At 42.4% G+C, this 11,054-nt stretch carries 9 protein-coding genes, 1 other RNA gene and 1 pseudogene; 5 read left to right on the forward strand and 6 right to left on the reverse strand.

Translation table 11 applies throughout. From position 1 onward, the window contains the following. Positions 1–59: 59 nt before the first annotated feature. The 4 genes from ACNAV8_RS02935 to ACNAV8_RS02950 all read right to left on the reverse strand — a co-directional run bounded on the left by ACNAV8_RS02935 (position 60) and on the right by ACNAV8_RS02950 (position 3,353). A complete protein-coding gene (locus ACNAV8_RS02935) occupies positions 60–2,003 on the reverse strand; it encodes an ABC transporter ATP-binding protein (protein WP_415777178.1) in 1,944 nt (647 codons plus the stop codon). Between the two features lie 103 nt (positions 2,004–2,106). Further along, positions 2,107–2,421, reverse strand: a complete 315-nt coding sequence (locus ACNAV8_RS02940; protein WP_415777179.1) for a helix-turn-helix domain-containing protein — start codon at positions 2,419–2,421, stop codon at positions 2,107–2,109. Continuing rightward, positions 2,421–2,753 carry a type II toxin-antitoxin system RelE/ParE family toxin gene (locus tag ACNAV8_RS02945; protein ID WP_103852917.1) on the reverse strand — a complete coding sequence of 111 codons (333 nt, stop codon included), beginning with the start codon at positions 2,751–2,753 and terminating at the stop codon, positions 2,421–2,423. The genes ACNAV8_RS02940 and ACNAV8_RS02945 overlap by 1 nt, the downstream gene beginning before the upstream one ends. A gap of 75 nt (positions 2,754–2,828) precedes the next feature. Continuing rightward, positions 2,829–3,353 carry a gluconokinase gene (locus tag ACNAV8_RS02950; protein ID WP_415777180.1) on the reverse strand — a complete coding sequence of 175 codons (525 nt, stop codon included), beginning with the start codon at positions 3,351–3,353 and terminating at the stop codon, positions 2,829–2,831. 278 nt (positions 3,354–3,631) lie between these two features. On the opposite strand from ACNAV8_RS02950, the gene ACNAV8_RS02955 reads away from it, so the two are divergent. The 5 genes from ACNAV8_RS02955 to cydC all read left to right on the forward strand — a co-directional run bounded on the left by ACNAV8_RS02955 (position 3,632) and on the right by cydC (position 10,551). After that, the gene (locus tag ACNAV8_RS02955; protein ID WP_103855985.1) at positions 3,632–4,981 is read left to right on the forward strand and encodes a GntP family permease; all 1,350 of its coding nucleotides are present in this window, start codon (positions 3,632–3,634) and stop codon (positions 4,979–4,981) included. A 127-nt stretch (positions 4,982–5,108) separates the two neighbouring features. Beyond that, complete coding sequence (locus ACNAV8_RS02960; RefSeq protein ID WP_103855988.1) at positions 5,109–5,960, forward strand: co-chaperone YbbN; 852 nt, start codon at positions 5,109–5,111, stop codon at positions 5,958–5,960. Between the two features lie 66 nt (positions 5,961–6,026). Further along, complete coding sequence (trxB, locus tag ACNAV8_RS02965; RefSeq protein ID WP_103855986.1) at positions 6,027–6,980, forward strand: thioredoxin-disulfide reductase; 954 nt, start codon at positions 6,027–6,029, stop codon at positions 6,978–6,980. A gap of 80 nt (positions 6,981–7,060) precedes the next feature. Continuing rightward, complete coding sequence (gene cydD / locus ACNAV8_RS02970; protein WP_415777181.1) at positions 7,061–8,821, forward strand: heme ABC transporter permease/ATP-binding protein CydD; 1,761 nt, start codon at positions 7,061–7,063, stop codon at positions 8,819–8,821. Continuing rightward, entirely contained in the window at positions 8,821–10,551 is a 1,731-nt protein-coding gene (gene cydC / locus ACNAV8_RS02975; protein WP_415777182.1) for a heme ABC transporter ATP-binding protein/permease CydC, read from the forward strand. The genes cydD and cydC overlap by 1 nt, the downstream gene beginning before the upstream one ends. A gap of 61 nt (positions 10,552–10,612) precedes the next feature. On the opposite strand, the gene ffs is transcribed toward cydC, so the two are convergent. Together ffs and ACNAV8_RS02985 are read right to left on the reverse strand one after the other, a co-directional pair. Beyond that, positions 10,613–10,711: signal recognition particle sRNA small type (ffs, locus tag ACNAV8_RS02980), an RNA gene on the reverse strand. Between the two features lie 176 nt (positions 10,712–10,887). Continuing rightward, positions 10,888–11,054 (reverse strand): annotated as a pseudogene (locus tag ACNAV8_RS02985) (IS1595 family transposase); the annotation flags it as partial.

An 11,054-nucleotide genomic window follows, 5' to 3' on the forward strand; every position in this document is an offset into this window, starting at 1 on the left:
GTTTTTTTATGGATAAAATTTGCTAAAAAAACCACCGCACTTATCTTTATAGCAAGTTATCAACTTGCCATATTTTTCTTTTCTTCCAATTCTTCCCAACGGGCAAAAGCTTGTTCTAACGCTTGTTCCGCATCGGCAAGCTGTTGCAGTTTGTCCGCTGTATATTGATGATCTTGCTGAAAGAAATTCGGATCGGACACCTCCGCTTGAAGTGCGGTGATTTTTTCTTCCAAATCTTCCAATTTTTGTGGCAATTGCTCTAGCTCTCGTTGCTCATTATAAGAAAGTTTCACAGGGCGATTTTTCACGGGTTTGTGAGAAACTTTGCTCATTTCCACCGCACTTTCCGCTTGTTTTTCTTTCGCTTTTTTCTCTTTGGCTTGCTCCGCTTCTTTCAAAGCAAACACATTGGCTTGTTGCTGTTTCGCATCGTGGAAACCGCCCACATATTTATTGATCACGCCATTGCCTTCAAAGATGTAGCATTCAGTCGCCGTGTTATCAATAAATTGACGATCGTGGCTCACAATCAGCAACGTGCCTTGATAATCTGCCAGCAATTCTTCCAATAATTCTAGGGTTTCCACATCAAGATCATTGGTCGGTTCGTCCAAAATCAGCAAATTATTGGGTTTGAGCAATAATTTTGCCAATAATAAGCGATTGCGCTCACCGCCAGAAAGGGCTTTGACTGGTACCATTGCGCGCTTAGGTGGAAATAAGAAATCTTGCAAATAGCCTAAAACGTGGCGTTTTACGCCATTGACTTCAATATCCTGCTTACCGTCCGCCACGTTATCCATCACAGTTTTTTCAGGATCGAGATCAGCACGATATTGATCGAAATAAGCAATTTCTAATTTTGTACCGCATTTAATGCGTCCTGATGTAGGCTGAATTTCGCCTAACAGCAATTTTATCAAGGTGGTTTTACCGATCCCATTTGCCCCGACTAAGGCAATTTTATCGCCACGCAAAATGGTGGTTGAAAAATGCGAAATCAGTTTTTTCCCAACAATTTCATAGCTTACATCTTCCACTTCAAAGACGATTTTGCCTGAACGGGTGGAATTATCCACTTGCAACTTGGCGCTACCCTGCACATCTCTACGCTGACGGCGTTCTTCACGCAAAGCTTTCAAGGCTCGCACTCGCCCTTCATTACGGGTTCTCCGCGCTTTAATCCCTTGGCGAATCCACACTTCTTCTTGCGCTAATTTTTTATCGAACAGCTCGTTTTGTAGGGCTTCTACACGCAGATTTTCTTCTTTTTCAATGAGATATTTCGCATAATCACCGGGGTACGACACCAATTTGCCCCGATCGAGATCAACGATACGGGTGGCCATTTTGCTGATAAAAGCACGATCGTGAGAAATAAAGATGATCGAACCAGCAAAACTCAGCAGGAAATTTTCTAGCCATTCAATTGCATCAACATCAAGGTGGTTAGTGGGTTCATCAAGCAACAATACGTCTGGATCGCATACCAAAGCGCGTGCCAATGCTGCCTTACGCAGCCAGCCGCCTGATAAATCCGCCAATTGCATATTTGGCTCAAGCCCTAATTTCATTAGGGTTTCACGGATTTTATTTTCAAACCGCCAACCATCAGCGTGTTCAAGTTGGGCTTGAATTTCCGCCAAACGATTTAGCATGCTTTCGCTATATTCTTGTTCGAGCAAATCCGAAGTGCGGTGATATTCTTTTAATAAATCGGCCAAATGGGCAATGCCTTCCGCCACATAATCAAATACATTGCCTTGTGCATTGCGTGGAGGATCTTGTTCGAGGCGCGAGATCACCAGATCACGCTCAAATTGCAGGCGACCATCGTCCATCACCATTTCACCTGCTAAAATTTTCATTAAGGTAGATTTGCCTACCCCATTACGCCCCACCAAGCAAACGCGCTCGCCAGCTTCAATGTATAAATCCGTGTGATCTAACAAGGGGTGATCACTAAAAGAAAGATAACCGTTAGTTAAACTAATTAACGCCACACTTTGTCCTTATCTCAAAAAAATTTTGTGGATTTTAACAGGTTTATGAAAGGGTTTATAGAGGGGTAAAAAAGAGAAATCCCCTATTAATTAGGGGATCAAATTAGAGAGAGACAATTTCTTCAAAGGTTTGTGGCGAGCGCTCAATCATCTTCAAGAGTAATGCGGCTTGTTTATTTGGCGTGGTTTTGCCTTGTTCCCAACCTTGATAAGTGCGTACGCTCATTCTCAATTTCTTAGCAAAAACCGATTGTGATAGATTAAGTTTTTCACGGATAGACTTCACTTCATTCGCGCTTATTTCGCCCATTTCCGCTGGAAAGTCACGCTCAATGGTTTTGAGGGTGGTTTTACCTTGTTGATAATCAAGGTAAGCATTCAATCCCTCAATAATTTCATTTGCAATGTTCCGTTCCATTATTCCTCCTTAATATGCTTAATAAGTTGCGAAATCGCTTTTATTTCTTCCGGAGCTAAATCATCTTTCTGTTTCTTACTATAAGCAGTAATCATCAAAAAATGACATTGGCGACTAAGCCAGTAATAAATCACTCTTGCACCGCCTCTTTTTCCTTTGTTACGCTTTTCATCCGAAATACGGATTTTTCTTACACCGCCCGAACCTTGAATCAAATCCCCCTTTTCTGGATTTGCCAATAATTCATTTTGCAAAACAAAATATTCATCATCAGTCATTAACGCTTTTCGATAGCGTTCAAAAGGAGGCAATTCAATAAAAACCGCTTTCATAGTTTCTCCAATAAAACTCAGAAAATTATACGCGAGAAGCGTATAGGAAGTAAAGTTTTCCTAAAATATCCATATTTATTCCAAAAACGGTTTTAACGCCACCACACAACGTTCTACCACCTCGTCAAATGTTCCTTCAATATCAATATGAATGACATCTGGCTCATCAGCTTGTGGGGTTTCTAAGGTATCGAATTGGCTTTTGAGCATTTCTGTTTTCATATAATGCCCTTTGCGATTTTTCATTCGCTCTAATACCAAATCAAAGCTGCCTTCTAAAAACAGAAATTTCACGCTTTCGTTGCCATCGCGAATTTGATCGCGGTATTTTTTCTTCAATGCAGAACAAACAATAATCCCTTGTTCGCTTTTTTGTTCTAGACTGAATGCCGCATCACGGATACGCTCAAGCCAAGGGGCGCGATCTTCATCATTAAGTGGCTGCCCATTGCCCATTTTAATGATATTAGCTCTCGGGTGGAGATCGTCCCCATCAATTAATTTTAACCCTAAACGGCGACAAACCTCCGTACCTACCGAAGTTTTTCCTGTGCTAGAAACGCCCATTAAGATAAAACTTTTGCCTTTTGTTTTTTCCATTTTCTTTTCCTTACCGCTAAATTTTATTTCTACTGCACTAACCATAACAAAAAATTGCTGATTTTAGTTACTGGTAACATTTCATTTTGTGATCATTCTCACAAATTTTTAACAAAAATCGCCATTTTCGTCCTAATCATTTGAACTTTGGTTAGAATTTCCCTAATAATATGCCTATCTATTTTACCTTGCTAGTTAATTTTAATGTTACGGGTAAATTAGCAATCCGTTCTTGGTCGTTGGCTAAAAAATTAATCATCAAATACTAAGGATCTTATATGTTGATTTTCACTTTGATAGCTTCAGTCTTGATGTTGCTTTTATTAATTATGAAATTCAGAGTTCACGCCTTTGTCGCATTAATTATCGTGAGCTTGCTCACGGCACTAGCCACCGGCGTGCCATTCAATGAAATTCTGCCAACTTTAACTAAAGGCTTCGGCGGCACATTAGCGTCTGTGGCGTTATTAGTTGGTTTGGGCGCGATGATCGGTCGCTTGCTTGAAATCACTAGCGGCGCAAAAGTGCTTGCTGATACACTCATCAATAAATTTGGTGAAAAAAAAGCACCTTTCGCTTTAGGGGTCGCCTCTTTATTGTTCGGCTTCCCAATTTTCTTTGATGCAGGATTAGTCGTGATGCTGCCAATTATCTTTAGTGTCGCAAAACGCTTTGGCGGTTCAGTATTGCGCTATGCCTTCCCAGCAGCAGGAGCATTTGCTGTAATGCACGCCTTTGTGCCTCCGCACCCTGGCCCTGTTGCTTCAGGCGATTTATTAGGAGCAAACATTGGCTTATTAGTCATCGTTGGTTTAGTCTGCGGTATTCCAACTTGGTACATCGCAAGCTACTTATTTAGCCAATACTTAGGTAAAAAAGTGATGGTAGATTTACCAAAAGCGTTCTTAAACGTAAACGCCATCAATGAAACTGCGGTGCTAAATCCACCAAGTTTTGGTAAAGTGTTAACCATTCTATTATTACCATTAGTGCTGATTTTATGTGATACCGGCTTGAATACCCTTTCTGTCGCAGGCGTGGTTGATGGCTCACAGGCTTGGGTGCAAGGCTTACGCTTACTCGGCAAAACCCCTGTGGCATTATTGATTACCTTAATCGTAACCATTTTATTGCTAAAAGATCAGCGCAGTAATGAACAAATCGAAAAAATCTGTGATAACGCACTCGGTCCAATCTGTTCTATCGTTCTAGTAACGGGAGCTGGTGGTATGTTCGGTGGCGTATTGCGCGCAAGTGGCATTGGCAACGAACTCTCCGCAATGTTTGCTGATACAGGAATGCCTGTGATTGTGGCCGCCTTCATTATTTCAATGGCATTGCGTGTAGCACAAGGTTCTGCCACCGTGGCACTCACCACCACATCAGCCTTAATTGCGCCAACGGTGGCGGCAACGGTTGGATTAAGCCAATTCGATCTTTGCTTTATCGTGATCGCTATCGCCTCAGGTGCAACGGTATTCTCTCACGTTAATGACAGCGGTTTCTGGTTAGTCAGCCGTTTCCTAGAAATGGACACCAAAACCACATTAAAAACTTGGACAGTGCTAGAAACCCTCATCGGCTTTACCGGATTTGCTTTTGCCTTAGTGGGAAGTATTTTGTTCTAAGCAAGATTTTTATTAAATCATTAAGTGCGGTGGTTTTTTGGGAAGTTTTTTTCCAAAAACCACCGCACTTTTGTTACAATCGATGGCAATTTTTGTAACTCAAATTAGCGTGAAACGTGGAGTGAAAATGTCAGCTTATATTATTGATGTTACCGAACAAAATCTCACCGAGATCTTACAACAAACCCAACAAAAACCTGTTGCTTTAGTGTTTTATGCGCCAAGCCACGAGGAATCTAATACGTTTGTAAGCGTGCTAGAACGCTATGCAGAAAAATACCAAGGGCAATTTTTATTAGGCAAAATTAACTGTGAAGCCGAACAAATGGTCGCGGCGCAGTTTCGTATTCAAGCCTTGCCAACCACCTATTTATTTAAAGATGGGCAAGCCCTTGATGCATTCCAAGGGGCATTAGATGACGCCACCCTTGAACAACATTTAAGCCTGATCTTGCCAAAAGAAGAAGAGATTAAATTTACCCAAGCATTAGATTTTCTAGCGAATGAAAACTATGAGCAAGCCTTGCCACTGCTAAAAGACGCGTGGGAGCTTTCCGATCACAAAAACAGCGATATTGCCCTGCTTTATGCAGAAACCTATATTGCAATGAAACGCGTTGAACCAGCGCAGGAAATTTTAAACCGCATTCCATTGCAAGATCGCGATAGCCGTTGGCAAGGATTGCAAGCGCAAATCGAATTATTAATTAAAGCGGCAGACACGCCAGAAATTCAGCAATTACAAGCCGAATACACCAATAATCCAAGCCCTGAAGTGGCCTTAAAACTGGCATTACAGTTACACCAAGCACACCGCAATGAAGATGCCTTGGAATTATTATTCAGCTTATTAAAACAAGATTTAGGCGTGCTGAATGGTGAAGTGAAACAAGAGTTTTTATCTATTCTGGCTGCTATTGGCAATAACGATCCGGTTACCAATAAATACCGCCGATTGCTCTATTCACTACTCTATTAATGAATTTAACGGCGTAAGCCTCTATAATAGCGAAGATTTTTTACGATTTATAAACTAGGAATTTTTATGTCAGAAATGAAACATTGCAAACTGTTAATTTTAGGTTCAGGCCCTGCGGGCTACACCGCGGCTATTTATGCGGCGCGTGCTAATTTAAGCCCAGTATTAGTTACAGGTTTACAACAAGGCGGACAGCTCACTACCACCACAGAAATCGAAAACTGGCCGGGGGATTTTGGTGATACCACCGGCCCTGAGTTAATGCAAAGAATGTTGCAACACGCGGAGAAATTCGATACAGAGATTATTTTCGATCACATTAATCGCGTGGATCTTTCTTCTCGTCCATTCAAACTTTATGGCGATGTTCAAAGTTTTAGCTGTGATGCATTAATTATTGCCACAGGGGCCTCTGCACGCTACATCGGCTTGCCGTCTGAAGAAGCTTTCAAAGGCCGTGGCGTTTCTGCTTGCGCTACTTGTGATGGTTTTTTCTATCGCAATAAACCTGTTGCGGTGATTGGCGGTGGAAACACCGCGGTGGAAGAAGCTCTTTATTTAGCCAATATTGCTTCTGAAGTGCATTTAGTGCATCGCCGTGATAGCTTCCGCGCAGAAAAAATCTTAGTGGATCGCCTATACAAAAAAGTGGAAGAAGGAAAAATTATCCTACATACCCACCGTACTTTAGATGAAGTGCTAGGCGACAATATGGGCGTAACCGGAATTCGTTTAAAAGATACCCAAACAGGCGAAACGGAAGAACTCAAATTAGACGGAATGTTCGTGGCAATTGGCCACGCGCCAAATACAGAGATTTTCGCCGATCAGCTTGAACTCAATAATGGCTACATCGTGGTGAAATCAGGTTTAGAGGGCAACGCCACCGCCACATCAGTAGAGGGCGTCTTTGCCGCAGGTGACGTAATGGATCACAATTACCGCCAAGCCATTACCTCTGCTGGCACAGGTTGTATGGCAGCCTTAGATGCAGAACGCTTCTTAGATAGCCAAGAATAAGCCTAAGCGGTGCATTATTGCCGTAATGCACCGCTTTTCTTTTTTCCTTATTATCTAACTTAACCCTTTTACGCAGAATTATGGATAAAGCTCGCCAACGACACTTACAAAAATGGCTACGCGCCCAACAAAAACCCATAAAAAAGTTACTTAGCCTTAATATTTTATTGGCTAGCCTTTCATCTCTGATCTTAGTTGCACAAACCTACTTGCTCGCCACCCTATTACATCAGCTCATTATGGTGCAAACCGCAAGGGAAAATTTAATCGGTTATTTTATCGCCTTAGTAATCGGCTTTGGCTTGCGTGCGATCATTTTGTATTGGCGCGAACGCCTTGGTTTCAAGTGCGGTCAAAAATTACGACATTTTATTCGCCAACAAATTTTCACCAAATTACATCAAGTTGGCCCAGCAATGATTAACCAAAAACCCGCTGGCAGTTGGGCAAGCATAATGTTAGAACAAGTGGAAAATCTACATAATTTCTACGCACGCTATTTACCTCAACAAGCCCTTTCGGTGATCGTTCCGTTTATTATTTTAATTGCCGTCTTTCCGCTAAATTGGGCGGCGGGGCTCATTTTGCTCGTTACCGCTCCCCTTGTGCCAATTTTTATGATCTTAGTTGGGATCGCCGCCGCAGACAGCAGTCAGAAAAATATGCAAACCTTAGCAAAATTAAGTGGTCAATTTTTAGATCGCCTACGCGGACTGGAAACCTTACGCTTATTCAATAAAACGGAAGAACAAACCGCGCATATTGAACAAGCCACGGAAGATTTCCGCGAAACCACAATGGACGTGCTGAAAATGGCGTTTTTGTCTTCTGCTGTGTTGGAGTTTTTTACCTCGATTTCCATTGCGCTAATGGCCGTCTATTTTGGTTTTAGTTATTTGGGCGAGCTTGATTTCGGCACTTATGGCACGCCAATCACCTTATTTATCGGCTTTTTCTGCTTAATTCTAGCCCCAGAGTTTTATCAGCCTTTGCGTGATCTTGGCACTTATTATCACGACCGCGCGGCGGCCATTGGTGCGGCTGATGCTATTGTTGAATTTTTAGAACAGCCTATTTTGAATGAAGCGAAAGCAAGCCAAGATTTCACGTTAAATGAAACGGTTGAAATCCACGCGCAAGATCTGGTGGTGCTCTCGCCACAAGGCAAACCGCTCACCCAAGCTCTTAATTTTCATCTGCCGGCTAAAAGTCATACCGCGTTAGTCGGGCAAAGTGGCGCAGGGAAAACCTCATTAATCAATACCCTACTTGGCTTTTTAGATTATCAAGGCAGCCTGAAAATTAATGGCATTGAACTCAATCAAATTAATAAAACCCAATGGCGCAGTGCGATTGCGTGGGTGGGGCAAAATCCCTTGCTATTACAAGGCACGATTCGCGAAAACCTACTCTTAGGCGGAATCCAAGCTAGCGATGAACAAATTCAACACGCTTTGGTACAAGCACAGGCTACCGTATTTACCGATAAATTAGGGCTAGATGCCGAAATTAAAGAAGGGGGCATTGGACTTTCCGTGGGGCAAGCACAGCGTTTAGCCATTGCCCGCGCCTTATTGCGTCATCGTCATTTATTGCTCCTTGATGAACCTACCGCCAGCCTTGATGCACAATCAGAAAATCTGGTACTTTCCGCCTTGCAAAAAATTAGCCGTGAACAAACCACCTTGATGATTACGCACCGCATTGAAGATCTGAAACAATGCGATTGCATTTTTGTGATGCAACAAGGACAAATCGTTCAACAAGGCAATTTTGCCGAATTACAAAATAACGGATTTTTCGCAGAACTTCTTGCACAACGTAAACAGGATATTAATTAATGCGTACACTTTTACCATTTTTACGTTTATTTAAGCACGCCAAATTCGTGTTATTTTTAGGCTTAATCCTGATGATCACAGGGCTTGCCGCCAGTATTGGTTTATTAACGGTATCAGGCTGGTTCTTGGCTGCCACCGCCTTGGCGGGCATTGGCACGTTATTCAATTTTTTCTATCCCTCAGCCACCGTGCGCGGATTGGCGATTGGACGCACCGTAGCCCGTTATTTTGAAAAAATCGTTACTCACGATGCCACCTTTAGAATCCTTGCCAAATTGCGTGTGCAAGTGTTCCAAAAGATCATTCCCCTAAGCCCAGCCGTGCTAAATCGCTATCGTAACAGTGATTTATTAAACCGCTTAGTGGCAGATGTGGATACGCTCGATAGCCTTTATCTTCGCCTGCTCGCGCCCTTTATCACCGCTTTGCTAGTGATTGGTTTTCTCACCCTAGGCTTGAGCTTTTTTAACCTTCCGCTCGCACTCTTTTTTGGTGCAATGTTGACCGCACTTGTCTTGATTGTGCCAACAATTTTTTATCATTTAGGGCAAAAGTTCGGGCATAAACTCACCCAAGCGCGCGCGGCTTACCGCACGAGATTTGTAGAATATATCCAATCTCAAGCAGAATTATTGCTGTTTAATGCTGAAAAACCGCTCAAACAAAAACTGGACGAAACAGAACAACAATGGCAACACTTTCAACAAAAAGAAGCCAATTTAAGCGGATTTTCCACCGCACTTGTGCTTTTTGCCAATGGCATTTTGCTTGCGCTCACCTTATGGTTTGCCGCCAATGCTGATTTTGGCAGTGATCGATACAGCCCTGCGATTATCGCCCTATTTGCCCTTGCTGCACTGGCAGCCTTTGAGATTTTAATGCCTTTGGGTTCGGCATTTTTGCATATTGGGCAAGTGATTGCTTCTGCCGAGCGGGTTACCGAAATCACCGAACAAACGCCACTCGTGCAATTTAACGGACAAAAAACTATCGAAAAAAACACCGCACTTGATCTTTCCATTCAGCAAGTGAGTTTCACTTATCCTGAACGTCAAGATGTTGCACTACAGAACATCAACCTTGAAATTCCGCAAGGGCAAAAAGTTGCCATTCTAGGCAAAACTGGCAGTGGCAAATCCACCCTGTTACAGCTTTTAGTACGCAACTATAATCCCGCACAAGGGAAAATTTTCCTTGCCAATCAACTAATTGAAAGCTACAGCGAAAAAAGTTTACGTAACCAAATGTGCTTTTTAACCCAGCGCGTGCATATTTTTAGCGATACCTTGCGTAATAATTTACAGCTGGCAAATCAGCAACCTATTTCTGATGAGGCAATGATTGACGTGCTAAACCAAGTGGGTTTAGGCAAATTGCTAGACCAAGAACAGGGCTTAGATCAATGGCTTGGCGATGGCGGCCGCCCGCTTTCAGGCGGTGAACAGCGCCGTTTAGGTTTAGCGCGCGTATTACTCAATCAAGCACCTATTTTACTGCTTGATGAACCTACCGAAGGTTTAGATCGCGAAACAGAACGCCAGATTCTGCGTTTAATTCTCGCCCATTGCCAAAACAAAACCTTAATTATGGTAACGCACCGCCTTACCGCGATTGAACAATTTGATAACCTTTGCATTATTGATGATGGCAAATTAATCGAACAAGGCAATTATCAAACCTTAATGGCAAAAGAAAACGGCTTTTTCAAACAATTAGTGGAAAGAATTTAGTTGAGTTGAAAAAGTGAAAGATTGATTTAAGAGAAGTTGAAAAAAGAAAAGCTGGGCGGAAACCTTCCCAGCTTGATCTCGGCACACGAAAAATCTGACTTTGGCTGCTTTCTTCCGAACCTGACCGAGTAAACCAGACCTCGTTGCGAGGAACCGAGAAGGTTTCCATAACATCTGCCACCAAATCTAGCAACAGAACGCCCGCATTATGCCCCAAGCCCCAGGGAATTGCAAATCTTTCATTGTGATTTCGCTTTAACTGATTAAATAAACAACTTTCAGTATTTTTCTAATCAATTCGCGTTTCTTACTTTTAGGGGCTGTAGTAGATTAGCCCTAAATTTCACACCATTTTCGCAATATTTTTAACTGCTCTTTTGGTGGCCCAAAGTTAAACCGAAATTCACATTCCTTCAAGAATAAAGGAAAGTTTTTTCGGTTAATTCCATTATATTTTCGCAGTATCCGCTTCGCCTGATTCCAAAAATTTTCAATGCCATTAA

It is taken from the genome of Avibacterium endocarditidis (assembly GCF_965138825.1).
Classification (GTDB): Bacteria; Pseudomonadota; Gammaproteobacteria; order Enterobacterales; family Pasteurellaceae; genus Avibacterium; species Avibacterium endocarditidis.